The organism is Amphritea sp., from assembly GCF_050300915.1.
In the GTDB taxonomy this organism is placed as follows: Bacteria; Pseudomonadota; Gammaproteobacteria; order Pseudomonadales; family Balneatricaceae; genus Amphritea.
Genome location: NZ_JBNKYN010000037.1, coordinates 1 through 25,668 on the forward strand (window position 1 = coordinate 1; position 25,668 = coordinate 25,668).

Here is a 25,668-nt window from a genome sequence, read left to right on the forward strand (position 1 = left end):
TCCGGCCAGGGTAACGTCAATCGGATTACGGTCTAGCGCAGTCGGGGTGTCACCCTGAAGTGCCCGCAGTTTTTCAGCGGTGTCGACATCCGGTGGCGGGGTATCAAATGCGGTAACGCCCAGACTGTCGGCGATCAGGGTACCGGCACCGCCAGTGGAGGTGAGTACGGCTACGCGACGACCTGCCAGTTTGCGTCCCGCAACCAGTACTGCAGGAATATCGAGGAACTCGTCGAAGGTGTTGACCCGGATAACGCCCAGTTCACGGAAGAATGCATCATAAACCCGGTCTTCACCCGCCAGAGCCCCGGTATGGGAACTGGCAGCACTGGCACCCGCTTCAGAGCGCCCGATTTTGAATACAACCAGCGGTTTTCCAGCTTCACGGGCGCGGATAGCCACTTCACGGAACCGCTGCGGGTTGCGGATACTTTCCAGATACAGCGCGATCACTTTGGTGTTGTCATCATCGATCAGGTATTCGATAAAGTCACTGACTTCCAGATCTACCTCGTTACTGGTTGAGATCAGGGAGGACAAACCGATGCCCCGTCCTGCAGCACGGGAGAGCAATGCACCGAGAATACCGCCGCTTTGAGAGACAACGGCAACATCACCGGCAGGCAGATCACTGACTTCCAGTGCGCCACTGGCCGACAGTGGAATACCGGCGTTGAGGTTGACCAGGCCGATAGTATTGGGGCCCAGCAAACGCATCGAACCGGCGGCCTCTTTCAGCTCGTCCTGCAGTCCCATGCCACTTTCACCCGCTTCGGCAAAGCCACTGGCAAGCACCACTGCGGCTTTACAGCCCATCTTAGACAGTGAACGAACTGCCTCAATGCTGCGCTTGGCGTTCAGCAGTACCAGGCCCACATCGGGGGCTTGTGGCAGAGCTTCAACATTTGGATAACAGGTCAGCCCCTGAATCTCGGTGGCTTTAGGGTTAACCGGATAGATGGGGCCGCTGAAGTTGTGCTTCAGCAGATAAGATATTGGTCGGCCCGATGTTTTAGTCGGATCAGCTGAAGCACCGATAACTGCGATGCTTTTCGGGTTGAGCAGTGCGTCGATCTGATTCATTTCCCTGCCTCCTTTGCGCGATCCAGGAAGGACTGAACAGAGTCGCGGTGCTCTTTCGATGTATAGCAGATGCCCTGTGCTTTGCTGCCTTCAGCAAAGACCTGATGATCAGACATTTCGTAGCTATGGTTGATAATGGATTTGGTCAGTGCGATTGCGGTGCGTGAACCGCTGCTCATCTCTTCAGCCATTGCCTGCGCGGTGTTCAGCAGTTCGCTGGCATCACAGAGCTGATCTGCTATCCCCAGTTGCAGTGCTTCGTCTGCGCCCACCCGGCGGCCGCTGAAGATCAGGGCTTTAGCCCGGCCTAAACCGACCCGGCGTGGCAGGAAGTACATACCGCCACCATCGGGAACCAGTCCACGGGCGATATAAGCCCAGGTAAAATGTGCATACTGCTGTGAAGCTACTACAAAATCACAGGACAGGGCGAGGTCGGCACCCAGACCGGCGGCCGCACCGTTAACGGCAGCAATTGTGGGAACCGGCAGGTTCAGCAGCAGGCTTGCCGCATAGTGTACGCCTTGCTGACGATCCCAGCCGTTGAAGCCGACAGTTGATAGTTCTGCTTCCATACGCGCTTTCATGCCCGCGATATCGCCACCCGCGCAGAAGCCCTTACCGTTACCTGTAATAATTAATGCGCGAACCGAGCGGTCAGCACGGATCGAAACCAGATGTTCTACCAGTTCAGCGCGCATCGCATCGCTCATTGCGTTGCGCTTTTCTGGTCGGTCAAGGGTCAGGGTAACGACGCCATTGTTAATAGAATACTGTATCAGGGGTGCTTCGCTCATAGTGTGCCTCTTATTATTAACCTATCTCCTGGCAGTTGGACCGGAGACGATACCGAATGCCGTTTTACCCAGCGTTCGGTGAAATTTCTGTCAATGACAATGTTGCAAAAAAACGCTTGTTAGCATTTATAAAGTCCAATCATTATTTAACGTGGAACAGTTCTGTTCAATTGAGTAAAGCTGCTTACATAGCTAACAAATTGTTATAACGATGCGGGCTGTGTAGCGCGGAACAGCGCGGTTTATCTGCCTCTCGTCGCTTTTTTGTACATTTGGGGCAAGCGGAGGTCTGTCCAAAGCCTAATAAATACTTAGTTCAGTAGTGGGCTGCGTTAGGTCATAGTAATTAGCAGAGTGCATATCTGACTTGAATGGCAGTAAAAACATCACAACGCCTCTGGCGTTAGATTGTGGCCGCTGAAATTGACCGGAATGCACCATCAATAATAATAACCAACCCTTGTGGCTTAATCGCCGGAGGGTGAGTCAGGAATATCTGGCTTGAGTTGGAGTATCGAATGAATAATTCAATATCATCGGGCACCACGGAGGATAACCAGAGCTTAAGTGCAGGTCTGGTTAAAATCTCCATGCCGTTGCTGGAACTGCTGGGCGGTGCCCTGATCACTATGGTTTCTGGCTTTTATCTCTACGAAGCTTTGCAGTTGCCCGAGCCTTTCAATGCTAAGGCTGTGGGTGCTGGAGAGTTTCCATTGATTATCGGTGTTGTCACACTGGCCTGCGCTCTGGGATTGACAATACTCAGTCTGGTAAAGCTTATCTCAGGAAATACCCCTGAATATGCCTCCTTTCCCCGTCCGGGTTATGTGGCGTTATCGATAGCAGCGTTGATTGCGGTCGTGTCCTTTATGGAAATACTGGGCGCATTTGGCAGTATGGCTATTCTTAGTTTTATGGTGATGCTGGCTGGTGGTGAGCGGCGCATCGGTTATCTGGTTTCTATACCTGTCGTGTTAGGCGCAACTATCCATGTTGTGTTTGTTCTGGCGCTCGGCGTTTATTTCCCTTGAGGTGTAGTCATGTTAGATAACTTAGTTCTTGGTTTTTCAGCGTTTGCAGATCCATTGGTTCTGGTAGGCCTGCTGGTTGGCGCTTTTCTTGGGTACCTGATCGGTGCGATACCCGGACTGGGGCCTAGTCTGGGGGTGGCATTGCTAATCCCGTTCACCTACAGCCTTGATCCGCTGGTGTCTATTGTGACGCTGATCGCCCTTTATGCGGCGGCGGAGTATGGCGGAGCGATATCGGCTATTTTGCTTAACTCTCCCGGAACCGCTGCTGCGGTAGCTACCTCCTGGGATGGCTTTCCGCTGACCCAACAGGGTAAAGCCGGTGTTGCCCTGAATATCTCAATTATCTCTTCTGGTATTGGTATCTTTGTCAGTACTATTCTGTTGTTTCTTACTGCTGTGCCGCTGTCGGAGATGGCACTGAGTTTCGGCCCTACGGCGTATTTTGGTCTGGCATTAGTGGGGCTGAGTCTGGTGTCCAGTTTCTCAACGGGTTCACCTCTGAAGGGTGCAGTTGCGATGGGGATCGGTCTGGGCCTGGCGACTATCGGTCTGGATGCTCAAACAGGTGTACCCCGTTTCAGCTATAGCCCTGAGTTTTTTGAAGGGCTGCCGCTGGTGCCTGTTTTGCTTGGTTTATATGCGCTTTCGGAAGTTATCTTCATGATAGAAGAGGGACCATCCGCTAAAACCAAGAGCATGGCTATGTCCGGATTGCTGGTTGTTCCGGTGAAAACCTTTATGACTCTGAAATGGCATCTGATGCGCAGCTCCATTATGGGGTATATCATCGGAGTCATTCCCGGTGCTGGTGCCTCAATAGCCTCATTCGTTTCCTATGGCGTTGCTAAGAGAACATCAAAGAAGCCTGAGATGTTTGGTAAAGGCAGCCTTGAGGGGATCTGCGCCTCTGAAAGCGCAAATAATGCGGCGGTTTCCGGGGCACTGTCTCCGCTGTTGGCGCTGGGTATCCCCGGGTCTCCAACCACTGCGATCATGATTGGTGCGTTGATGATTCATGGGATTCAGCCGGGTCCCCTGCTGTTCACGATGTCTCCTGAGATCCCTTACACCATTTTTGCCTCGTTGTGGGTCAGTGTGCCAATTATGATACTGATCGGTCTGTTGGGGGCACGGTTCTGGGCTAAAGTATCGGATATTCCCCGCCCGATGGTTGCCGCTATTGTTGCCGCAATCAGTCTGATCGGATCATACGCATCTGAGAACTCAGTCTTTCCGGTCATGATTACCCTGGCATTTGGTATTCTGGGTTATATATTCCGTAAGCTTGATATCCCACTGGCACCTATTATTCTTGCGCTGGTGCTGGGTGAGATGCTGGAAACAAATTTCCGTCGTGCGCTGCTGATCTCAAATGGTGACATGGATATCTTCTACACCAGTCCAATCACGCTGATTTTGCTGACGATTGCCGTACTGTCTTTTGCTCTTCCTGCGATCAGTGCGCTGCGTAGCTGGAATAAGCGCAAGGCTTTCCACGACGAAGAGTAATACTCACCTGTTCCATATCACTTCCTGGCACTTCAACCCTTATCAGTTTTGATAAGGGTTTTTTTTATTCCAGGCATTCCACTTGTGCGCTGTTGTCACACATGGCTGGCTCAGGGCTTTGATTGAAAAAACCTGCTGTAACCGCACTGCTCCTGACTGAATTGGGTGTCTTAAAAGCACGCCTGTTAGTGACAACGTCTGTCTGGCACCGGGGCCGATGTTACTGTTGTCGCGACTACCAATAAGGCGGTCCGCTAGTCCGGAAGTGCACTGCAGACTTCACATGCTGCGGCCCTATATAGTGTTCATTCTTTTAGTCAGGGGCTGCATAGTGAGGCGTTACTTGCTGTTATCCCTATATTGCTGAGATAGAAACCGAACATGTCCAACGGCGGAAAGAAACCGTCTGGACTATCCAGTTTGGATTTTTTTTGGGGGGGGGCGAGCCGCTGCAGGATGGTTGGGTTTGCTGAGTTTAGGAGCAGGCAGGAGCGTTGGTGTTGCGGCAGACTTTACTCAGCAGTGATCGATCTTCAGATCGTCCCGATAGAGGGGAAGCGGGGCTAAACAGGGGTATAAAAAGGGGAAGCCGTTGCTCGAACGCCTTCCCCTTTGCGATGTCTTTGTTGTGGCTTGTCCGGGTTTAGTGCTGCTGCCCTAGAGTAAAAACAGTGTAATCCCTGGGAAGATAATCAGCAGTGCCAGACGAATGATGTCGGCTGCCCAGAACGGGGTTACCCCTTTGAATATCGTTGATAATTTGACCGTTGGGACGATCGACTTTATCGCAAAGACGTTAATACCTAATGGAGGGGTTATCATGCCGGTTTCCACCACAATCACCAGAATGATGCCAAACCATACCGGGTCGTAACCGAGGTTCTGCACGATAGGGAATACCACCGGAATAGTGAGCAGAACCATGCCGATACTGTCCAGGAAACAACCTAAAATCAGATAGATTAACAGGATGCCCAACAGGATCAGCATTGGCGGTGCATCAAACGAGACAATATAGTCTGCGATGGTGATGTTGGCGCGGGTGAGAACGAAGAAGTTGATCAGCATAAAGGCACCAAACACGATCAGGGCAATCATCCCGGTCGTCCTGGTTGTTGATTTCAGCGACTCGACAATGTGACGCCAGCTCAGTGATCTGCGAATTAAACCGATCATCAGGGCGAAGATGACGCCGAATCCGGCGGCTTCTGTTGGCGTGAAAATACCCAGATAGAGGCCGCCGATAATCAGTACAAACAAAGAGACCATGCTGGCGAGTTTAGGCAGGGCACTGAGTTTTTGTTTCAGCGTAGTCGGGGAGCCCGCGCCAGCGGATTTTGGCCACATCCGTACGACGATAACGATAGTCAGGGTGTAGATAATCAACTGCATGATGCCGGGTATCACCGCTGCGACAAACAGGTCAGTGATGGAGGTTTCTGTCAGCACACCATAGATCACCAGAATGATGGACGGCGGTATGAGTACTCCAATGGTGCCGCCAGCAGCCACTGCGCCGGTGGCCAGGGCATCGCTATAGCCGTACTTTTTCATCTCCGGCAGGGCAACCTGGCCCAGTGCCGTCGCTGTTGCCAGGGATGAGCCGGAAACCGCAGCAAAGCATCCACATGCCGCAATAGTGGACATCGCCAGTGAACCTTTAACCCCCCCGAACAGGCGGGAGCAGCCTTCGTAAAGATCGGCTGACATCCCTGAACGGGTTGCCAGGTTGCCCATCAGAATGAAGAGCGGCACGATGCAAAGCTCGTAGTTGAAGCTGATCTCCATCGCCACCTCGCCGATGATAAACGACGCGGTATCAAAGCCATACAGAATCAGAATGCCGGTAAAGGCTGAGATCGCCATGGATGCACCGATGGGGATGCTGAGCAGCATCATGCCCAGCAGCATGCTGACAACCAGAATGGTGACTTCTATCTCAGTCATGATTAGATTCTCCTGAGGGCAGAGCTGAAGAGTCGGGGCTAAACAGCAATCGGGCGGCGACCATGATCGCTGCAACGGCTATCAGAAACGCAAATCCGGCCATCAGATAGATCGGCAGATGCAGTACCGGTGTTAAATCACCGGAATCACGCAGGGACAGGGTTCTTTCAAACAGCCCCCATCCGATTCCCGCCGTGACCAGTACCACTGCAAACTGACTCAGTTTTTCAAGCACCGTGCGCCAGCCATGAGGCGCTTTAATGATGATGAACTCGAGTCTGATATGTTCGCGTGAATAGGTTGCCTGAGTCAGCGAGCCCAGCATGACTACTGCCATGAAGCCTTCGACCAGTTCAATACTGCCAGGGAGTGGAGATGAAAAAATGTAGCGCCCGATAACATCTATAAAGATAAGTATCGAGAGCGCAGCTAAAACCACTACCGTAATCACGGTAGTGGTTCGACGGGCATATTCGCCAATCATATACAGGTTCCCTTATTCGCTCAGGTTACTCGTTGAATTCCGCCAGAACGGCGTCAGCATCGATACCCTTAGCTTCAGCCTTGGCTTTCCAGTCGGCAGTAATCGCTTTTGAGCGTTGTTGAAGATCGCTGAGTACTTCAGCGGTCACTGTATTGATTTCGTGGCCTGGGTCCGCAGCGATATCACTACGGGTTTTATCCGCAGCAGCATCCCATGCGCGGCCGAGGAAGGCTGCTGTGTCCGGGCCAGAGTTGGCATCAATCAGTGCCTGAAGATCTGCGGGTAGTGAGTCATAGAATTTTTGGTTCATCGCAAAGAAGAAAGCGATGGTATAAAAACCGTTGGGAACCTCTAAATGGTAAGGCAGAAGTTTTTCCAGGCGGTAAGATTTGATCGCATCCCAGGGGAACAGAATGCCATCGGCGACGCCACGGGCCAGTGCCTCATGTGCTTTGCTGGCAGGCATGACGACAGCTGTTGCTCCCAGCGCTTCGGCCCACTTTACGCCAGAGCCGATGGTGCGGATTTTCATGCCGTTAAGGTCAGCGGGGGAGGTGACTTTCTCTTTGGTATGCAGCGCACCGGGAGAGTGAACGTGAATAGCAAGCAGCTTGGTATCGGTAAACTCTTTATCGGCGAAGTGTTTCTGCCAGATCTGAGTAATTTTACGGCTGCCCTCTTCAGCGCTGGGAACCAGGAAAGGCAGTTCAACGACCTGACTCAGTTCGAAGCGGCCCGGCGTCCAGGGCAATGCTCCCCATCCTGCCTGGACGACGCCCTGCTTAATCAGGTCATACTGACCGGCGGGTTTACCGATAATGGCTTTATCCACCGTTACCTTAATGCGTCCATTGGACTCTTTATTGATTTTATCTGCCCACTCATTCAGTGCGACAGAGACCGCATGATGAGGGTTTGGGTTCCAGTTAGCGATGCGCAGATTAAACTCTGCGGCGTTCGCGATTGAAACCAGATTGCACAGAACAGCAGCGGCGAGGATCAGTGAGTGTCTTAAGTATTTCATCATTCTTATCCGTTATTTTTGTTGGTAGGGATTAAAATATGACTATGGAAAAGGCGTTGTCCCGGCAGGTATGCCAGCGCCAGGTGGTTAGTCCTGCTGGCCGATCTGTTCCAGTAACGTGACCAAGTCAGTTACGGTGCCGAACAGTGGCAGAACTTTTTCGCACACGGTCCGGTGTAGTTCCATATCGGGTGAGGCGCAGCAGTCTTCCAGGATTGAGACGAACAGGCCCGAGTCATCGCCGTGGCGCGCGGTGCTATCGACCACCATATGGGTGTACACTCCGGCCAGAACGATATGCTCTACCTTGTTACACTGCAGCCAGTTGAGAAGGTTGGTATTGTGAAATGGGTTGACCGCCCGTTTGGTGACCACCAGTTCGCCTTCCCGAGGTGCCAGTGCAGGCGGGAAGCCTGTGCCGAATTCGCCGATGATCATGGCGTTCATCTCTTTCAGGTGTGCCAGTCTGGATTGTTGACTGATGGCATCAATGTAGCCTTTTTCAAAGCCAACATTGACGAATACAACAGGCCAGTTCCTGTCGCGAAAAGCATCGGCAACCCTGGCGGTTTTCTCAACCAGTTTTAACTCGTCAACGGTTTTCCAGAAGCCTTTAGAGCCAACTTTGCCTTGTGGGTCTATCAGTTCATTCTGCATATCGAGAATGATTAGTGCGGATCTCATATAACGTACCTACGGGGATATTTTTTCTTGTTAAGGTTTACCTTAGTGAATCTAGTCAAGATGGGTCGGTGTTTGAAGAAACTATTTGTTTTCTTTGGGGTGGTTAAATGTTGGTCTGATACGATTTTCAATATGATAATTTATTTTAAGTTGTTGATTATAATGTGATTATGTTTTGTCGTTTTTTTCGTTATTGAGGCTGTTTTTAGTCACTGCAATTCATTTAATTTTTTGTCGTTGATAGTTTTGTAAATAATAATAGGGACAGAATTAAAAGAATGAATAGGTACAGTTAAGGGTGAGTTGGGGAGGTTATTTATTGTAGATCAAGCGGTAGTGTCAGAGTGAGTATCTGACAATGTTAGTCATTGCGGGATTAATCGTTTTCGACGCGCTAAAGACTTAACGGGGATAGCGCCTTTTATAGGCTGTAATATATGCAAATAAACCTGATACGAGGATCAGGTTTATTAAAAAATGCTTGATACAGACTGGTGCAGAGGGTTATTGCAGCGCAACTTCCTGTGGCAGATTGTGGCTATGCAAAATCTGGTGACGCAGGTTTACCCGTGTCTCTGGGGCGATCACAGAGCCCGCCAGTTCATCGTACTTGGCGATCATCTCTGCATCGGTCAGTGGGTTTTCAGGGTCCCCTTTGCGGGTTTGCTGGAAATGGTTCAGTGTCTGTCCATTGTTGAGGGTGACATTGATGCGTGCCATCCGTTTTCTGGGGTAGGCTGCGGCCAGCTCAGCATCTTCGCTGACGCTGACTCTGGGCATAAACGCCCTGATATCTTCCCGTGCAAGGGCGGTTTCGGTGAACGCGCTGAGACGCACAGCGCCCAGAAAGAACTGCGCGGCGATGCAGTACTGGATACTGAAGCGCGCTTCCTGAGCTGACTTAGGCGCAGGCCGGTTGCACATATTATAGGTTGGGCCGTAACCTTCGATATGGATGCTGTGAATATCTTCTACGGCGAAATCATGTTCAGACTGGAGTATTCTGAGCCCGTCCAGAGCCGGAAAAATATGTCCGCAACAGCCATGATTTTTGACCGTCATCCGGGTGATCGGGGTCCACTCACCCAGGCCTTCAAATGCCGCATCCCAGTTACCGGTGGAAGCGCTGGTTGCCGCAGCATAACCTTTCGGGGCATGCAGACTGTCCATCGATCCGGTCATGCCTTCGGCAGCGGCCATCGCGGCCAGAATACCAGCATCGGCGGCGTGCCCAGGGTGCATCGCTTTAGCCATCCCTTCGCCCTGCAGGTTCTGCTGGTGTCCGCCGGCGAAACTGGTCGCCAGTGCGATAGCATTGGCGATAATGGTTGCATCGCCTTTCAACAGCATTGCTGCCGCAACCGCAGCGCCAATCGTGCCGACCGTTGAGGTGATATGCCAATAGGTATAATGGCTGGGCTGGATAGCCAGGGATATTCTGCAGCCGACTTCATAACCGGCAATAATCGCCCGGTGTAACTGCTCCAGAGAAGCTTCTTGATCCTGAGCTACGGCGAGTGCTGCGGCGATCGTCGGGCTGCCAGGATGGTAGCCACCGTCTTTAAAAATATCATCAAACTCGACGGTGTGGCTGGCAGTGCCATTAATCAGTGCAGCATGGCGGGCGGAGCCCAGGCTGCCATCCACATAGCAGACCGCTTTGCCGTTACCCCGGCTGGAATGACAGGCAGCAGCCAGTAGCATCGCCGGAGGCTGAACACAGCCTGGCAGTGTAGTGGCAAACCAGTCGAGGATAGCCCGGCGGGTAGCCTGGCTGATATCGTCACTCAGGGGCGATTGATGCCAGCTTGCCGCCGCTTCGGCCAGGGATTGTATCGGATTGTTTATCATATCGATCCTGTTGCCAGCCAATACCATCGGGAGGGTAGTGGCAAGATTCGTTAACTATTTGAATATCAGTTAGTCGCGCCGAGTTTTTGCATGGCATTAATCTCCTCCTGGGAATAGCCCAGTTCCTGCAGCAATTCTGCGGTTTGCGCGCCAACCGGTTGTGGTGGCAGATTAATTTCGGAATGGCTCTCGGACATGATGAATCCGGCAACCGGTACGGTAAGCCCGTCAACCGGACTGTCAGGGGCATCATGCTTATGCAGCAGTTTGCGGCTGGCGATATGGGGATCAGCAATACTTTCTTCCAGACGGCGAACGCGGGCTGCCGGAATGCCTCGTTCCTGAAGGAATTTTTCCCAGTAGTCAGCAGACATAGTGCCAATGATACTGGTAAGTACCTCGGCTTCTTCGGCATGCGCATCCAGTCGCTGATTATTGTTGGTTTTGATCATGTCTTCCCGGCCCAGCGCGGTCCAGAGTCTGCGCTGTTGCGGCAGGTTAGACGCAGAGATCATCATCGGTGCGTCAGAAGCATGGTAGTAGCCGATGGTAGCAAATGGGAATACGTTGCCTTTCTGCTCCGGGTGTTTGCCATTCCACAGATAACCGGTCAGGTGTGAGCTACACAGAATGGTGGCAACATCCAGCATTGAGACATCGATAAACTGGCCTTTACCGCCTTCACGTTCACGCTGGAACAGTGCTGCAGAAATAGCGTAGGCTGCGGTAGTGCCGGTGGCGTAATCGACAACCGGTGCGCCACTTTTTAATGGCTTGCCATCGCCGTGGCCGGTCATTGCCATCATACCGGAAAAGGCCTGGATAACCGCATCGTAGGCGGTCTGCTCACGTCTTGGGCCGGTTGAACCGAAAGCGGATATCGAGCAGTAGATCAGCCCTGGGTTTAACCTGGACATCTCCTCGTAACCCAGTCCCAGAGCGTCAAAAGCGCCGGGTCTGTAGTTTTCTACGAAGACATCTGCGGTCTGAATTAAGCGTTTCATCGCTTCCACACCGGCTTCGGTTTTAAGGTCCAGCGCCATTGTTTTTTTGTTCGATGCCTGTGCCATGAAAGCAGTACCCATGCCCATATCATTCAGAGAGCGGTCAGAACCTTGCATGCGGGCCTGATCAGGCTCTTCAGGTGATTCGACTTTAATCACCTCTGCGCCGAGTACGGCCATCTGATAACTGGCAAAAGGGCCAGCAAGGACGTGGGTGGTATCGATTACCCGGATATTATCGAATGCCTTAGACATAAATTCCTCACAATATATTTGTTGTACAGGCTGTTATGTCACGCGGTTCTGTTTAAATGCCTGCACTGTTGTATCTACCGGTGAGAGTATTTCAGCATCCCCGCGCGATAGGCCAGGGTCGGTTGCTGATAGTATAGATTTTATATAACTGTTCGCTTGTTGGACTGCCTGCAAATTGGCTGGCGATACAGGCAATGTTGTTTACTGGCGCAGAGCCCGGAAGTAAGCGGGAATAGGGTCCTGGTTATCCGGGCTCTTTACTTTACTGAGATTACATGAGGGGTGTATTAAGCCCTTCCCAGTGAGATTGCTATATCTGTGGTTCTCGGTTATTCGAGTACGCCTGCCGCTTTCAACTGTGTTTCAGCGACTTTAGACACGTTTTTGGTGAATTTGGCGTATTTTTCTGGACCCATCCAGGAATCGGTCACACCGGCAGCACGCGCGTACTTCTGGTAATCATCAGTTCGCATCGCTTTATGAAAAGCATCAGCAATCTTCTGTTGCGTTTCCATTGGCATGCCAGCAGGACCGAAGATGCCACGTACCTGTATCCAGCTGGTGTCTACATCGTAACCCTGCTCACCAAAGGTTTTCAGATCCGGCAGACCGGTCAGACGCTCTTCACCCAGCACACCCAGACCTTTGACGCGGTTAGCATCGAAGAAAGAGCGGGTTGCACCCAGATTGGAAACACCTACGTCAACGTGACCACCCAGCAACGCGCTGATGATATCTGGGGTGGCGTTGAAACCAACCCAGTTGAATTTAACACCGGCAGCGTTTTCTAACATGGAAACGCCAATGTTCTGCATAGAGCCTACCGGACCAAAGCCACCGACATTCACTGTTCCATTATTTGCTTTGGCTTTAGCAATCAGGTCATCCAGGGTGTTAATTTCTGAATCTTCGCGCACGAACAGCAGAATCGCATCTTCCTGAGTGGATCCGATCCAGGAGAAGTCATCCAGGCTGAAGGTGCCCTTGAGGTTGGTCAGCATCCCGGTAAAGTGGGTCAGGGTGTTGATGCCCAGCGTCAGACCGTCGGGTTTTGCCGGACGAATTTTGCTCATCTGGCTGGCGCCGCCGCCCCCAGGAGAGTTGATGACAATAACTTTCTGACCGATCTGTGGCTCCAGGCTTTTTGCCAGAGTACGGATAAATACATCAGCTGAACCGCCGGCCTTAGTGTGCATAATCATTTTAACCGGACCTGTAGGCCAGTCGCTTTCAGCGAAGGCGGCACCTGAAGTAGCAACAGCAGCGGTGAATGTCAGTGCGACAGTGGTAAGGATTTTGCGGGCGTTCTTTTTAACTCTGCTAACCATCATAAGACGGCCTCCGTGGTTTGACTTTTTATTTTTTATTTATAATCAGGGCGTTGATTCCCCTGAATTGAATATCTCAAAAAGCACTCAGGGGTGGTACTGAGTATTTGTAAGGCCATGGGGCACTTAAAATTTGGGCAAGACTCTGCGGTGACAGCACAGAAGATCAGAGCAAAGAGTCACGTTATTGTCGGGGCGTTAATAAGCTGCTGCGCCAGAAAAGCAGTGTTTATCAGCATTTCCTGCTTATTTTGCGGTTGCGTAACTCTCAATAGGCGGAGTGTTTTAAAGGCGTTTTCTGGGCGGGTTAACGCGGGCCATGCTGACGATGGGAAACCGGCTGGCTATGTAACATAGCCAGTCCAGGGCAGGTTTTGTTGCTTATTTTATGCTTCAGGTGTGCTTCCGTTGCCTTCGTTCATCAGAGCTCTCATCCAGGATAAAAATTTAAGCAGTGTCTGGGAGGGCTCAACATTGCGAGGCCAGACCAGATAGTAGCCCTCTCCGGTTTTACAGGTTTCTTTGAACGGGGCAATGAAGCTGCCGTTTTTCAGTTGCGGTTCAACAAAAACTTTCACCGCGATGGCAACTCCGATGTTCATCGATGCTGCTTCATAAGCGAGTGCAGAGGTATCGAATCGTAGTTCGGATGTTGAATTCAGTGACAAGTCTACGCTAGCCATCCAGCGCTCCCAGTCCTGTGGCCGGGCCATCGACTGGAGCAGGCGTACCCGGGCCAGATCTTTATGGCTGGAGAGCTTATTGGTTTCATAAAACGTGGGGGAACAGATTGGTATCAGCTCAATATCAACCAGCTTCTCGGCGTTCAAATCGGGCCAGTCCCCATAGCCAGAACGAATTGCAGCATCGATGTTCTGTGTTTCAAAGTCAGTTGCCAGCAGGGAAGAAGTCAGCCGTACCTCAATATTTTCATTCGCATCGTGGAATTGCGCCAGACGGGGAATCAGCCAGCGTTGAGAAAAAGTGGTATATGATTGTATGGATAGAATATCCCTGCGTCCCCGGCGGGAGACCTGCCGTGCCGCATGTCCAATATCCTGAAATGCATGGGCGATGCCCTGATAAAGTTCTTTACCCTCCCGTGTCAGCTCGATCCCTCTGTGTAAACGTCGAAAAAGCATAACGCCAAGATACTCTTCCAGAACTTTAACCTGACGACTGACAGCGACCTGAGAAACGTGTAATTCATCTGCCGCCGCTGTCAGGCTGCATAACCTTGCCGCCGCCTCGAAAGTTCGTAGTGGGTTAAGTGGTGGGATAGGATACTTCATACACCTGCCTTGCTTTTTATTGTTTCGGCTAACCGAATACGCCCATAAACATAAATAAAGTATAGATTAGCCCGTTAAAAACTGCGTCTAACCCTGACTGCTATCTGGATCAATAAATGATCTGATGGTGGTAATATCCTGAGGCAATTCAGTTTTTATATCTAAGCGGCTAGATAATATTGCTATTGTCTCCGATTGTCACATTTAAATATGGCTTATGATTTAGTAATTTCTCCTGTCGCTGAAACGGATTATTGAAATAAACTAATACAGCATCAATCAGTTTAATCAGTCATTAACGGTATTCACAGCATAGGCATTACCGTCTGAAAAAACTCGGTTGTCTTAGAATATTCGCCTTTTAGCTTCCATTTATATTGCTTCAATATACGTTAAGAGCATAACCCTTGTTGACAAGTTGCAAGATGAAACAGTAAGCAGAACTGAAACGGAGCCGAGTGTTACTATGTCTGACTATTTTGAAATTGTTATCAAACCGCGTTTTAGTGAAACCGATATGCGAGGCCATATCAACAATACGGTAATACCGGTATGGCTAAGTGATGGCAGGGGCGCGTTGTGTCGTGAGTATCTTGCGATCACTCAGCCATGGATGGTGGTGAACCTTACCGTCAACTATCGCCAGGAGTTACTCTGGGGCAGTCCGGTGACGGTAAAAATTGCGGTCGATAAGATTGGCAACAGTTCGATCAGTTTTGCGCAGGAGATCTGGCAGAAGGATAAACTGTGTGTTCAGGCCAGTACAACGATTGTGGCTCTGGATATGGATACCCGCAAACCGGTGAGAGTGAGTGATGAAATACGCCAGCAACTCTCCCCTTATCTGTTAGCTCAGGAGTGAGTGAATACTGCATTTAATGGGTTGTAAACCGGACAGACCTGCCCGGTTTTACCGCGTCTGACAGCAGGCTGTCAGGTGGCTCCGCTATCAGGTCAGCTTCGAACATTGCTGGTGAAGAATCCCTTATATATTCAGATAAGCGCTACTGATTAACTGAGAGCTTTTCCCGGTCATCGCAATGGTGGTTTATATAGGCGGTTAAGCGATCAGTGTCGGACTCTGTCATGTAGAGCCCACGCTTGGTTCTACGCCAGAGGATGTCTTCAACGGTTATGGCCCACTCGTGATCGACCAGGTAACGGACTTCTGCTTCGTACAAACCGGCACCAAAGTCTGTTCCCATTTCGCTGAGACTGGACATATCTTTGAGCAAACGGTAGCAGAGGGTGCCGTAAGTGCGGACATATCGGGTGATCAGCTGGTTCGGCAGCCATGGGTATCGGCGCGCCAGTTCCTCCTGCAGTGCTGGCTGACTCTCAAAGTCACCCCCGGGCAGGCGGGCATCAGCCGTCCATTTTGGTTTGCTGTCAGGAAAGTGCTCACATAGTTTATCGACGGCCGCTTCGGATAGCTTACGATAGGTTGTGATCTTGCCGCCAAAGATCGAGATTAACGGTGCCTGGTTGCCGGGGGCGTCAACTTCAAAGGTGTAGTCACGGGTCACTGCCTGGGCCGAACCGGCGTTGTCATCGAGTAATGGGCGCACTCCTGAGTAGGTTCTGACAACATCTGCAGCGTTAATCTGTCTGCGGAAATGCTGATTAGTGACCTCAATTAAGTAATCTATTTCACCCTGATCGATTGCTACCCTGGCAGGGTCGCCAACGTACTCCTGATCGGTTGTGCCGATTAAAGAGAAGCGATCTTCGTAGGGGATAACAAACACGATCCGGCCGTCTTCGTTCTGGAGTATGTAGGCCTCAGGTTCGTCATGAATTCGGGGAACTATGATGTGGCTGCCTTTCACTAACCTGACCTGTCTGGGCGGCTCCGAGCCCATGGCATCTTTAAACAGGCTTGAAACCCAGGGACCTGCGGCATTAACGATAGAGCGGGATTTGAGAACCTCAGTGTTGCCGGTGAGTGTATCCAGTAGAGTGATGTTCCAGAGCTGATCTGTGCGCCTGGCGCTGATGCAGCGGGTGCGGGTTTTAATCGTTGCCTCTTTATCCTGGGCCGCTAAGGCGTTCAACACAACTAAACGGGCATCGTCTACCCAGCCATCAGAGTATTCAAAACCACGGGTCATGGCTGGCTTGAGTACGCTTTCCGCACCAAATTTCAGGCTCTTTGATGCCGGCAGCGTGGCTCGTTTGGCCAGATTGTCGTAGAGGAAAAGACCGGCGCGGATCATCCATGCCGGGCGCAGATGTGGCCGGTGGGGAAGTCGAAACCGCAGCGGCCAGATAATGTGAGGCGCGTTTTTTAGTAGCACTTCGCGTTCAGCCAGTGCCTCCCTGACTAATCGGAACTCGTAGTATTCCAGATATCGCAGCCCACCGTGGATCAGTTTGCTGCTGTTGGATGAGGTCGCTGACCCCAGATCGCTCATTTCGCACAGGACAACTGACAGACCACGACCGGCAGCATCTGCCGCAATACCTGCGCCATTAATGCCACCGCCTATAACAAGGAGGTCATAAACGTCACGGGTAAGATTCATCTTGGATTCTCCTCAGCAAATAGCGGTTTGAGCCTGGACAGCGGTGATATGTTTTTATCGGGTTTCGATTTTGGCTACTATAATGTTCTAATACGAAAAAAATCAATCAAAAACGAACAAATTTTAACGAAAAAAAACATTCACGAACTGTGTGGCTGTCAGGAGCGTGGTGAAATGCCCGCCTTATACTGAGTCGGGCGACGTTGCGGGCTAGACGATATGCAGGCTGATATCGTTAGTAGTCAGAATCTCGCAGATCTCTGCGGGTGGCGTCAGGTCGGTGTAGAGATGGTCTATTTGCGAGATATTACCGAGTTTAACCATTGCGCTTCGACCAAATTTTGTATGGTCAGCAGCCAGGATGATCTGTTGTGAATGTTCAATGATCGCCTGGGCGACTCTGACTTCACGATAGTCGAAATCCAGTAGTGATCCGTTCATGCTGATACCGCTGATACCAATAATGCCAAAGTCCATCTGGAACTGACCGATAAAATCGCTGGTGGCTTCACCGACAATGCCTCCGTCCCTATGGCGAACCTCGCCAGCGGCGATAATGACGGTAAAGTCCGGTTTCGATGAAAGAATTGCGGCGACATGGATATTGTTGGTGACGATTTTAAGGTCGCGATGATTTAGCAAAGCCTGAGCGATGGTTTCGGTGGTCGTGCCGATGTTGATAAACAGAGAGGCGCCGTCCGGAATCGCCTTTACCAGGGCTTTCGCGATGCGCTCTTTCGCCTCCAGGTTCATAATCTTTCGCGACTGATAAGAGAGATTTTCCGTACTTGATTCCGGTTCCGCCCCCGCCCCACCATGGTGACGCCGGAGTTTCTTCGCGTCTGCGAGCTGATTGAGATCGCGGCGAATAGTCTGAGGGGTAACGTTAAAGTGCGTTACCAGCTCATCAATACTGGCAAACCCTTTTTCCCGGACCAGTTCCATAATTTGAAGTTGGCGTTGGCTCTGTGACATTCTGAAAAACCTTCCAGTTTATAAGTAAGTTTTGTTCATAAGCCGTTGCGGCACACCATCCAGGGGCGGTTGTATGAAGGTCGAAAGCGGTAAATTATCGCATATAGTTTTTGTTTTGTTTTAACTTTTATACAGGTAGAGCCGTTCTGTTGTTCGGTATTGAAAATCTGCGTTGTTTGTTTGCTATAAATGATGCATTATCGAACATTTGAGAACATGTAGAATAACAATATAGGTAATGTTCATGTCTGGATATCTCTTGTCCATCGATCAGGGCACAACAAGTTCCAGAGCGGTGCTTTTTACAACGGAAGGGCGGGTACATGCGCTGGCTCAGGAGGAGTTTTCACAGAAGTTTCCACAGGATGGCTGGGTTGAACACAATCCTGATGATCTGTGGGGCACTGTTCTGGCAACCTGTCGCAAAGTATTAGCTGAAAATGCGCTATCAACTGACGACATTATCGCGATCGGTATTACCAACCAGAGAGAAACCACCCTGGTATGGGACCGGCATACCGGGGTGCCGATCTATAATGCTATTGTCTGGCAAGACCGTCGCACCTCCGAATATTGTGAAAAGCTTTCAGCGCAAGGTGTAGAAGCGTTAATCAGCTCGAAAACCGGGCTACTTATCGACCCTTACTTCTCCGCCACTAAAATCTGCTGGTTGCTGGAACAGATTCCGGGAGCCCGGGAAAAGGCAGAGCGGGGCGACCTTGTTTTTGGCACTGTCGATACCTATCTGCTTTGGCAGCTGACCGGCGGAAAGGTGCATCGTACGGATGCGACCAATGCGTCACGCACCATGCTGTTTAATATTCATACACAGGAGTGGGATCCGGAGCTGCTTGAGCTGTTCGATATACCCGCGTCTATGCTGCCGGAAGTGTTGGACTCCTCTGCTGATTTCGGGGTCACTGCTAAGGCGCTGCTGGGGGCCGAGATTCCTATTCTGGGGGTCGCTGGCGATCAGCAGGCGGCACTCTTTGGCCAGACCTGTTTCACGACGGGGATGGCCAAGAGCACCTATGGTACCGGTTGTTTTCTGATGTTGAATACCGGTGATAAAGCCCTGGTCTCGACAAACCGTTTGCTCACTACGGTGGCTTATCGTCTGAACGGTAAAACAACCTATGCATTGGAAGGCAGTATTTTCATAGCAGGCGCAACGATTCAGTGGCTGCGAGATGGGTTGCAACTGATCAAAGGGGCCGCAGAGGCGGAACCGCTGGCCTGCCAGACGCCACTGGATCATGGTGTTTATCTGGTACCAGCCTTTACTGGATTAGGTGCGCCCTATTGGGACCCGAATGCCCGGGGCGCTATTTTTGGTCTCACCCGGGATACTGGCATTAAGGAGATTGTTACCGCAGGGCTGCAATCGGTGTGTTATCAAACGAAAGACCTGCAAAAAGCGATGGAAAGTGATGGTGTCAGACCAACCACACTGCGTGTTGATGGAGGCATGGTGGTTAACAACTGGGTGCTGAGCTTTCTCTCAGATATTCTTGGGGCAACGGTAGACCGGCCGGAGATTATTGAGACCACCGCCTTAGGGGTGGCTTACTTAGCTGGCTTGCAGGCCGGAGTGTTTGAATCGTTAGAGACGCTACAGTCGATGTGGCACTGTGACAAGCGTTTTGAGCCAACCATGAGCAAGTCGGATCGGGATGAGTTCTATGCCGGGTGGCAGGATGCTGTCAGGCGTGTTCAGGGAAAGGCCGAACCTGAGTAAATGACTGGCTGGGCACTCTTTATCTGCGATAGCGGGTGTTTCCGCCAATATCTGAGTCAGTAGGTTTATGCTGCGCAGGGGCCGGGTTGCCCCTGTTGAAAGCCGTAGCGGTAAACCTGTTCCTGAATGACCGCCCGGCCCTCAGAGCCGGGGCGGTCAGATCGCTAATATCCCCAGAATCCACTTTCCGCAGATCGTAAGGCGGCCCGCTTTAAGTAAACGGTTTTAGCCTCACTGCGAATTGTTCGTCATGCTCTCTGGTTGTTGTGAGTTCGGCGATTCTTCAGAAGGCGTTTTGGCGAAGGCCGCGCTTACATAATCCTCTATCAGTTGCCAGGCTGCGTCTGCCGATTGTTTTGGGCCGTTGTGGGTGAAGGCGTGGTCGACCCCCGGGAATACTACATGCCGGACCGGCACGCCAGCCCTGCGCAGCATATCGGCATATCGATCCGCTTCCTCGCGGAGCACGTCGTTTTCGGCGGTGATAACCAGTGCGGGTGGATGGCCCGCCAGATCTTCCAGATCTGCGCAGACCGGGGATAGCAGTGGATCGCGAAGGTTTGTACCTTCCGGCATATAGCAACTATTGAACAGCGTGGCGAGCTCTGGCGTAATGACCGGTTTCGGGATGGGAAGCGGCTTGTCCCTGGCATCGACGCTGCCATCCAGAAATGGATAGTCGAGAATCTGGAAGCAGATGTTTGGAAATCCCCTGGCAAGCGCCTGCGCGGCGACCCCTGTCGCCAGGTTGCCACCGGCGCTGTGGCCACCGACAGCGATACGTTGGGGATCGATCCCCAGGGATGTCGCTTCCCGCGCCACCCAGGCGACCAGTTCATAGCATTGATGGATCGCGTGGGGAAACGGGTGTTCGGGTGAGAGCGCGTAGACGGGGTTGATCACGACGCAGCCGGTGTTGTTTGCCAGGCGCTGGCAAAAAGGGGTCTCGTGCTCCGGCAAACCGAAGACAAATCCTCCGCCATGAATCAGCACCAGTGCGGGCACCGGACTATCGGTATTGCGGGCTTTTGCGGGCCAGTGGAACAGTGTGCGTGTTTCGCCTTGTGGCGTTGGAATCATCAACTCTTCGTCATAAACGGTTTCAGGAACACCGTCAATTTGATACGCGGGTTTGCGCATGACGATGCGGTCGATAAAGAAGCGTAGGGCTTTTGCCTTGAAGCGGGTTTTCCAATTCATGTCAGGTCTCGCTTGTAGTGGTCATGAGAAGTTCGTTTTCGTGGTTCATCGCCGGTGCCTCTTCGGGCCTGCCCTGAGGCAACAGGAAGTGGGCCAGGGCCGGGAGCAGCAGCAGTGCGCCGAGCATGTTCCAGATGAACATGAAGGCCAGGAGGATGCCCATATCCGCCTGAAACTTGATTGGCGAAAACGCCCAGGTGGCAACGCCGATCGCCAGCGTTACACCGGTCAGCATCACTACCTTGCCGGTAAACAACAGGGCCTGGTAATAGGCTTCGGAAAGCGACATCCCCGCACGCATGCGCGTGAGCATTACCGATAGCACGTAGAGTGCATAGTCGACGCCGATGCCAACGCCGAGTGCGATTACCGGCAGGGTTGCGACCTTAATGCCCATGCCGAACATCACCATCAGCGCTTCGCAAAGAATCGAGGTCAGCACCAGCGGTACCACGGCGCAGACGACTGCACGCCAGGAGCGGAAAGTGATCCAGCACAACAGGATTACTGCACCGTATACCCAGAACATCATCTCGTGGGTGGCCTTTTTGACAACGATGTTAGTCGCAGCCTCGATACCGGCACTGCCAGCGGCAAGGATGAATTGCGTCTCGCCGGTGTTGTTGGCTGTGGCATAGGCTTCAACTGCATCGACCACACGGGTCAGCGTTGCCGCCTTGTGATCTTTAAGATAGACGTAGAGGCTGAGGAGATTGCAGCTCTGGTTGAAGAGTTCCCGCGGTGCCCGGTTTTGTACGCCGTTCAACACATCCTCGTTTGGGATCAGCTCCAGCCATTTGAAGTTGCCTTCGTTATAGCCGACCGATGAGATGCGTGACAGATTGGCCATGGAGTTGGTTGCCTCAACGCCGGGTAACTGCTCCAGCTGCCAGCCCAGCTGGTCCATCCTGGACAGTGTGGCGTAACCAGTGCAGCGGTCGTCGGGGGTCTTCACCATTACCACCAGAATGTCACTGCTGGCGGCATAGTTTTCAACCATGAAGGCGTTGTCGCGGTTGTAACGCGAGTCGGCACGCAGTTCCGGCGCGCCCGGATCGAGATCGCCGACCTGCAGGTGGGTGCTGACGGTGTAACCGACGATGGCCATCAGAGCACCCAGAATCACCGAGCGTAGCGCCCAGCGCCGTTGGGTGAAAAGATCGAGAAACTCCCACATCCAGTGCTTGGCGCCCTGCTCGTCGAGTTGTTCCGCTTTGAGACTGCGCTCTGCGGCGTTGGGGCTGACGCCGACATAGGAGAGCAGAATCGGCAGCAGGATCAGGTTGGTGAAGATCAGCACGGCGACACCGACACTGGCGATCATGGCCAGGTCTTTGATCACCTGAATGTCGATGATCATCAGCACGGCAAAGCCGACGGCGTCACACAGTAGCGCCGTCATACCGGCGACGAACAGCCGTCGGAAGGTGTAGCGCGCCGCAACTACCCGGTGGGTGCCGCGGCCGACGTCCTGCATAATGCCGTTCATCTTCTGGGCACCGTGGCTCATACCGATAGCGAAAACCAGAAAGGGCACTAGCACTGAATAGGGGTCGAGGGCATAGCCAAGCAGTTGTACCAGGCCAAACTGCCAGATGACGGCCACCAGAGAGCAGGCCACGACCAGGGTCGTGGATCGCAGGCAACGGGTGTACCAGTACAGCATGACGGTGGCGATGACGATGGCGACGGCGAAGAAGCCGAGCATCTGGACCAGACCATCGAGCAGGTCGCCAATTACCCGGGCGAAACCGGTGACATGGATGCGGATCTTGTCGCTCTGGTACCTGGCGATGATCTGATCAATGCTGGCGTTGAGCTTACGGTAGTCGAGATCTTCACCGGTCAGGTGATTGTGGTCGATCAGCGGCACGAAGATCACGCTCGACCTGAAGTTGCTGGCCACAAGCTGGCCGATCTCGCCGGAACGTTCAATGTTGGCCCTGACCTGATCCAGGCTTTTGGGGGAGCCGTCATAGTCGTCGGGCATCACGGTGCCTCCCTCCAGGCCTTCTTCCGTGACGGCAGCCCAGCGGGTGGCGGTGGTCCACAGGGACTTCATGAAGGGGCGGTCAACGCCGGGCAGCAGATAGATCTCGTCGTTCATCTTCTGCAGCGTGTCGAGGTATTCCTTGTCGAAGATACTGCCATCGCGGTTCTCGACCGCGATACGCATTGAGTTGCCCAGCCCGGGCAGATCGCCGCGGTGCTCCAGAAAATTGGTGATGTACGGATGCGAGGCCGGGATCATCTTGTCGAAGCTTGCGTGCAGCTGGATCATGGTCGCCTGCCAGCCGAGCAACAGAGTGCCGCAGAGGCACAGAATGACAATCAATAGCCGGTTATTGAACAGGGTGCGCTCGGCAAGGTTGCCTGAGCGGGTATCGAACTCTTCCAGTCGTTTAACGACGGGCTGGTGGTCTAGGGGTGCGTGCATAGTCATCTCAGCTTATTCAGCGGGGAAAGGAATGGCATGGACGCCGCGCAGGCTGCCCACGACCAGGCCATCGGGGGCTTCGGTCACGGCCGTCAGGGGGAGTCGCAGTCGCTTGGGTGAGCGGCTGAAACTGAGGCCATTATCGGTGCTGACCAGGATCTCTCCGGCCTGGCTGACGAGCAGGGTACGTCCGTCCTCCAGTTCGGTATCGGCGGCGAGCGAGACGGGGGTACCGCTATTCACCTGCTGCCAGTGGTTGCCGAGATCAGTCGTCAGATAGGCATTACCGCGTAGCCCGTAAGCCAGCAGGCTGCCGTCATGTTCAGCCAGCAAACCGAACCAGCTACCGTGATAGGGCGATTCCAGCTGCGTGAAATGCTGGCCATTGTCGTCCGAACGCAGCAGCAGGCCCTGCTCGCCGGCAATGAACTGTGTTGTGCCGATGGTTTGCATCGCATACAGATGCAGCGCCCGCGGGTTGTCGATACGGGTCTGCCAGCCGGTCCAGCGCTGGCCGCCGTTTTCACTGCGTAGCGCCAGGTTGTAGGCACCGATAATCATCAGGTTGTTATCGTCCAGCAGGCAGATGTCGAAGAAGGGCTTGTCGGCACCATCCTTAATCAGGTATTGCGCGTCGCGGATGGCGCGTTCGTCGCCACTTTGCTGCGCCGCTTCGAGGGATAGTCTGGCTGCTTCTATGCCGTCGAGTTGCTTGACCCAGGTGACGCCAGCGTCTTCCGTATGCAGTACGATACCCATGTGACCCACTGCCCAGCCACGTTTGTCGTTGGCGAAACGAACTGCGGTCAGGGTTGCGGATGTCGGCGTCCGGGCCTGGGTCCAGGTCTGGCCGCTATCGTCGGAATAGAGCACGATGCCGCGTTCGCCGACGGCCACCACCCGGTCGCCGGCACGGGTCACCGACAGAATCGCCATGTTCTGCGACTTGGGTGATTGCAGGGCGGGCCTGTCCAGGGCTGCCGCAGGGAGGGGCGGTTGATCGGCGGCGAACAGGTTTGACGCAGCAATAAACAGCCCCAGCAACGCAAGTAGATACTTCACTTTCATAGTGTTTCCAGGTCTCTTGTTGAACGAGTATTACCCGCCGCATGAAGCGGCGGGAGGCCACGAGAGGGCTTAACGGGCGCCCATGTTCGCCAGTTCATCAGGAGAGAAGAATGAATCCGGACGCCGCGGTACAACCTTGAACTGCGTGGTGCCATTGGTCGCAGCGTTGAGGTAGTAGCCACCGGTGAGGAAGTTGTAGTTACCCCAGGCCATATTGGCCACCAGTGAGGGAACATCCGGTGCCAGTTCGGTCAGCGTGTAGGTCATGCGCCAGAGCTGGCCCTGAGCATCCCAGCCATCAACCATCAGAATCTGCCAGCTGTCCTCATCCAGGTAGAAGCGGCGATGGGCGACAACGTGGCGCTTCCCCGGGGCCAGAGTGGCATCGATAACCCACACACGGTGGAGTTCCCAGCGCACCAGGTCAGGGTTCAGGAAGTCCGGAGTGAAGAGCTCCTCCGGCTGGGCGGCATTGGCCCTGTTGTTGTTATAGAGAACATACATCTCCTGCTTACCGAGCAGCTTGTACTCGTGGTGGTCATACGGCCCAAACTGCATGAACGCTTCGTCAAAAAAGCCCGCGCCTGAGGTAACTGAGTCCGGGGTGTCGTAGGACACTGAGGGGGCGCGTCGTACACGGCGCTGGCCAACCAGGTACTGCCAGAGACCGATGTTCTTGTCTGCATCCGAGGGGAAGTGGGCGAGGATCGATTCGCCAGCCTTCGAGGCGGGTGCTGACTGGACGTAGTGGCCAATATTGAAATAGCCGCTATAGCTTTCCAGACTGCCATCCTTGAAGTTGTAGGGGAACTGCTGGTTCTGGATGCCGTCGCTGACCATAGTCATCTTACCGCTCGGTGATATGGTAAAGCAGCGTGAGGGACTGATTGCTGATTCGCCACGGGTCCAGGCTGTCTGGTGATTCAGCAGCATCTCTTTGGGATCGTTGGTGATCGGGAAGGGAACGCCGCCATAGGCACCTTCGAACCGGTAGCCATCGCCGGTAAGTCTGGCGCGGGTGGCGTTCTCGAAGGTATTGTCGTAATACCACTGAGGCGCTGCGGCGGTGCGATGAGTTGGGTAGATATCCATGCGGAAGTTGGGATATTTCTGCAGCAGGCCTTTCGCACCATCGGTTAGTTTATCCGCATATTGCGCCATGTTCTCAGCCGTGATGGCGTAGAGCGGCTTCTCATCAGGGAAGAAGTCCGGGCGGACATCACCGGACTGGTAGCCAGCCGGTGCCTTGGTGTAACCGCCGGTCCAGGCAGGAATGCTGCCCTCTTTGTTGCCGGCCCGCTCCGCGCCCAGCGGTGTCAGGGTTGTCTTGAGCTTGGCCGCTTCTTCGGGCGACACCGCTGCCAGGCTGCTGCCTGTCAGGGTCAGGGCCATCAGGGCAGCGAGAGTCTTGATCTGTGCATTCATGAATCTGT

The 25,668-nt window shown here is 53.0% G+C and carries 20 protein-coding genes; 4 read left to right on the plus strand and 16 right to left on the minus strand.

The genetic code is table 11. The features are described from left to right. Both ACQY8X_RS11290 and ACQY8X_RS11295 read right to left on the minus strand, forming a co-directional pair. The coding region (locus ACQY8X_RS11290; protein WP_428035245.1) for an acetate--CoA ligase family protein at nucleotides 1-1,083 on the minus strand (1,083 nt) is incomplete at its 3' end. Further along, entirely contained in the window at nucleotides 1,080-1,880 is an 801-nt protein-coding gene (locus ACQY8X_RS11295) for an enoyl-CoA hydratase/isomerase family protein (protein ID WP_428035246.1), read from the minus strand. The genes ACQY8X_RS11295 and ACQY8X_RS11290, both read right to left, overlap by 4 nt. Before the next feature lie 518 nt (nucleotides 1,881-2,398). Here ACQY8X_RS11295 and ACQY8X_RS11300 point away from each other — a divergent pair. Both ACQY8X_RS11300 and ACQY8X_RS11305 read left to right on the plus strand, forming a co-directional pair. Next, nucleotides 2,399-2,911: a tripartite tricarboxylate transporter TctB family protein gene (locus tag ACQY8X_RS11300; RefSeq protein ID WP_428035247.1), complete on the plus strand. Its 513-nt coding sequence runs from the start codon at nucleotides 2,399-2,401 to the stop codon at nucleotides 2,909-2,911. Between the two features lie 9 nt (nucleotides 2,912-2,920). After that, complete coding sequence (locus ACQY8X_RS11305) at nucleotides 2,921-4,423, plus strand: tripartite tricarboxylate transporter permease (protein WP_428035248.1); 1,503 nt, start codon at nucleotides 2,921-2,923, stop codon at nucleotides 4,421-4,423. Nucleotides 4,424-5,080: 657 nt separating this feature from the next. Here the strand turns inward: ACQY8X_RS11305 and ACQY8X_RS11310 are convergent. The 8 genes from ACQY8X_RS11310 to ACQY8X_RS11345 all read right to left on the minus strand — a co-directional run bounded on the left by ACQY8X_RS11310 (nucleotide 5,081) and on the right by ACQY8X_RS11345 (nucleotide 14,292). Continuing rightward, nucleotides 5,081-6,370 (minus strand): TRAP transporter large permease, encoded by a 1,290-nt coding sequence (locus ACQY8X_RS11310; protein WP_428035249.1) that lies wholly within the window; start codon nucleotides 6,368-6,370, stop codon nucleotides 5,081-5,083. Next, nucleotides 6,363-6,854 (minus strand): TRAP transporter small permease, encoded by a 492-nt coding sequence (locus tag ACQY8X_RS11315; protein ID WP_428035250.1) that lies wholly within the window; start codon nucleotides 6,852-6,854, stop codon nucleotides 6,363-6,365. The genes ACQY8X_RS11310 and ACQY8X_RS11315 overlap by 8 nt, the downstream gene beginning before the upstream one ends. A 25-nt stretch (nucleotides 6,855-6,879) precedes the next feature. Next, nucleotides 6,880-7,881 (minus strand): TRAP transporter substrate-binding protein, encoded by a 1,002-nt coding sequence (locus ACQY8X_RS11320; RefSeq protein WP_428035251.1) that lies wholly within the window; start codon nucleotides 7,879-7,881, stop codon nucleotides 6,880-6,882. Nucleotides 7,882-7,965: 84 nt separating this feature from the next. Then, nucleotides 7,966-8,562, minus strand: a complete 597-nt coding sequence (locus tag ACQY8X_RS11325) for a cysteine hydrolase family protein (protein ID WP_428035252.1) — start codon at nucleotides 8,560-8,562, stop codon at nucleotides 7,966-7,968. Nucleotides 8,563-9,066: 504 nt separating this feature from the next. Beyond that, the gene (locus ACQY8X_RS11330; protein ID WP_428035253.1) at nucleotides 9,067-10,413 is read right to left on the minus strand and encodes an MmgE/PrpD family protein; all 1,347 of its coding nucleotides are present in this window, start codon (nucleotides 10,411-10,413) and stop codon (nucleotides 9,067-9,069) included. A 65-nt stretch (nucleotides 10,414-10,478) separates the two neighbouring features. After that, complete coding sequence (locus tag ACQY8X_RS11335; RefSeq protein ID WP_428035254.1) at nucleotides 10,479-11,672, minus strand: CaiB/BaiF CoA transferase family protein; 1,194 nt, start codon at nucleotides 11,670-11,672, stop codon at nucleotides 10,479-10,481. Between the two features lie 329 nt (nucleotides 11,673-12,001). Next, complete coding sequence (locus tag ACQY8X_RS11340; RefSeq protein WP_428035255.1) at nucleotides 12,002-13,003, minus strand: Bug family tripartite tricarboxylate transporter substrate binding protein; 1,002 nt, start codon at nucleotides 13,001-13,003, stop codon at nucleotides 12,002-12,004. 383 nt (nucleotides 13,004-13,386) lie between these two features. Further along, nucleotides 13,387-14,292 carry a LysR substrate-binding domain-containing protein gene (locus tag ACQY8X_RS11345; protein WP_428035256.1) on the minus strand — a complete coding sequence of 302 codons (906 nt, stop codon included), beginning with the start codon at nucleotides 14,290-14,292 and terminating at the stop codon, nucleotides 13,387-13,389. A gap of 466 nt (nucleotides 14,293-14,758) precedes the next feature. Here ACQY8X_RS11345 and ACQY8X_RS11350 point away from each other — a divergent pair, with 466 nt between their 5' ends. Continuing rightward, nucleotides 14,759-15,154, plus strand: coding sequence for an acyl-CoA thioesterase (locus ACQY8X_RS11350; protein ID WP_428035257.1), 396 nt, complete (start codon nucleotides 14,759-14,761; stop codon nucleotides 15,152-15,154). A 142-nt stretch (nucleotides 15,155-15,296) separates the two neighbouring features. Here ACQY8X_RS11350 and glpD read toward each other — a convergent pair whose 3' ends face one another. Continuing rightward, nucleotides 15,297-16,817 carry a glycerol-3-phosphate dehydrogenase gene (gene glpD / locus ACQY8X_RS11355; RefSeq protein WP_428035258.1) on the minus strand — a complete coding sequence of 507 codons (1,521 nt, stop codon included), beginning with the start codon at nucleotides 16,815-16,817 and terminating at the stop codon, nucleotides 15,297-15,299. 210 nt (nucleotides 16,818-17,027) lie between these two features. Next, nucleotides 17,028-17,792 (minus strand): DeoR/GlpR family transcriptional regulator, encoded by a 765-nt coding sequence (locus ACQY8X_RS11360; protein WP_428035259.1) that lies wholly within the window; start codon nucleotides 17,790-17,792, stop codon nucleotides 17,028-17,030. 244 nt (nucleotides 17,793-18,036) lie between these two features. Between ACQY8X_RS11360 and glpK the strand changes: the two genes are divergently transcribed. Continuing rightward, nucleotides 18,037-19,530, plus strand: a complete 1,494-nt coding sequence (gene glpK / locus ACQY8X_RS11365; RefSeq protein ID WP_428035260.1) for a glycerol kinase GlpK — start codon at nucleotides 18,037-18,039, stop codon at nucleotides 19,528-19,530. 231 nt (nucleotides 19,531-19,761) lie between these two features. Here glpK and ACQY8X_RS11370 read toward each other — a convergent pair whose 3' ends face one another. From ACQY8X_RS11370 to ACQY8X_RS11385, 4 genes are all read right to left on the minus strand, one after another. Further along, nucleotides 19,762-20,730, minus strand: coding sequence for an alpha/beta hydrolase (locus ACQY8X_RS11370; RefSeq protein ID WP_428035261.1), 969 nt, complete (start codon nucleotides 20,728-20,730; stop codon nucleotides 19,762-19,764). Nucleotide 20,731: 1 nt separating this feature from the next. Further along, nucleotides 20,732-23,167 (minus strand): efflux RND transporter permease subunit, encoded by a 2,436-nt coding sequence (locus tag ACQY8X_RS11375; protein ID WP_428035262.1) that lies wholly within the window; start codon nucleotides 23,165-23,167, stop codon nucleotides 20,732-20,734. A 12-nt stretch (nucleotides 23,168-23,179) separates the two neighbouring features. Continuing rightward, nucleotides 23,180-24,235: a WD40/YVTN/BNR-like repeat-containing protein gene (locus ACQY8X_RS11380; RefSeq protein WP_428035263.1), complete on the minus strand. Its 1,056-nt coding sequence runs from the start codon at nucleotides 24,233-24,235 to the stop codon at nucleotides 23,180-23,182. Nucleotides 24,236-24,304: 69 nt separating this feature from the next. Further along, nucleotides 24,305-25,660, minus strand: coding sequence for a DUF1329 domain-containing protein (locus tag ACQY8X_RS11385; protein WP_428035264.1), 1,356 nt, complete (start codon nucleotides 25,658-25,660; stop codon nucleotides 24,305-24,307). Between the last annotated feature and the right edge of the window lie 8 nt (nucleotides 25,661-25,668).

Excerpts from the sequence above, each read along its gene's own strand:
- ACQY8X_RS11380 (WP_428035263.1), bottom strand. The coding sequence starts at position 24,235 with ATGAAAGTGAAGTATCTACTTGCGTTGCTGGGGCTGTTTATTGCTGCG.
- ACQY8X_RS11330 (WP_428035253.1), bottom strand. The coding sequence starts at position 10,413 with ATGATAAACAATCCGATACAATCCCTGGCCGAAGCGGCGGCAAGCTGG.
- ACQY8X_RS11310 (WP_428035249.1), bottom strand. The coding sequence starts at position 6,370 with ATGACTGAGATAGAAGTCACCATTCTGGTTGTCAGCATGCTGCTGGGC.
- ACQY8X_RS11315 (WP_428035250.1), bottom strand. The coding sequence starts at position 6,854 with ATGATTGGCGAATATGCCCGTCGAACCACTACCGTGATTACGGTAGTG.
- ACQY8X_RS11295 (WP_428035246.1), bottom strand. The coding sequence starts at position 1,880 with ATGAGCGAAGCACCCCTGATACAGTATTCTATTAACAATGGCGTCGTT.
- ACQY8X_RS11320 (WP_428035251.1), bottom strand. The coding sequence starts at position 7,881 with ATGATGAAATACTTAAGACACTCACTGATCCTCGCCGCTGCTGTTCTG.
- glpK (WP_428035260.1), top strand. The coding sequence starts at position 18,037 with ATGTCTGGATATCTCTTGTCCATCGATCAGGGCACAACAAGTTCCAGA.
- ACQY8X_RS11375 (WP_428035262.1), bottom strand. The coding sequence starts at position 23,167 with ATGCACGCACCCCTAGACCACCAGCCCGTCGTTAAACGACTGGAAGAG.
- ACQY8X_RS11335 (WP_428035254.1), bottom strand. The coding sequence starts at position 11,672 with ATGTCTAAGGCATTCGATAATATCCGGGTAATCGATACCACCCACGTC.
- ACQY8X_RS11300 (WP_428035247.1), top strand. The coding sequence starts at position 2,399 with ATGAATAATTCAATATCATCGGGCACCACGGAGGATAACCAGAGCTTA.
- ACQY8X_RS11370 (WP_428035261.1), bottom strand. The coding sequence starts at position 20,730 with ATGAATTGGAAAACCCGCTTCAAGGCAAAAGCCCTACGCTTCTTTATC.
- ACQY8X_RS11345 (WP_428035256.1), bottom strand. The coding sequence starts at position 14,292 with ATGAAGTATCCTATCCCACCACTTAACCCACTACGAACTTTCGAGGCG.
- ACQY8X_RS11340 (WP_428035255.1), bottom strand. The coding sequence starts at position 13,003 with ATGATGGTTAGCAGAGTTAAAAAGAACGCCCGCAAAATCCTTACCACT.
- ACQY8X_RS11325 (WP_428035252.1), bottom strand. The coding sequence starts at position 8,562 with ATGAGATCCGCACTAATCATTCTCGATATGCAGAATGAACTGATAGAC.
- ACQY8X_RS11350 (WP_428035257.1), top strand. The coding sequence starts at position 14,759 with ATGTCTGACTATTTTGAAATTGTTATCAAACCGCGTTTTAGTGAAACC.
- ACQY8X_RS11360 (WP_428035259.1), bottom strand. The coding sequence starts at position 17,792 with ATGTCACAGAGCCAACGCCAACTTCAAATTATGGAACTGGTCCGGGAA.
- ACQY8X_RS11385 (WP_428035264.1), bottom strand. The coding sequence starts at position 25,660 with ATGAATGCACAGATCAAGACTCTCGCTGCCCTGATGGCCCTGACCCTG.
- ACQY8X_RS11305 (WP_428035248.1), top strand. The coding sequence starts at position 2,921 with ATGTTAGATAACTTAGTTCTTGGTTTTTCAGCGTTTGCAGATCCATTG.
- glpD (WP_428035258.1), bottom strand. The coding sequence starts at position 16,817 with ATGAATCTTACCCGTGACGTTTATGACCTCCTTGTTATAGGCGGTGGC.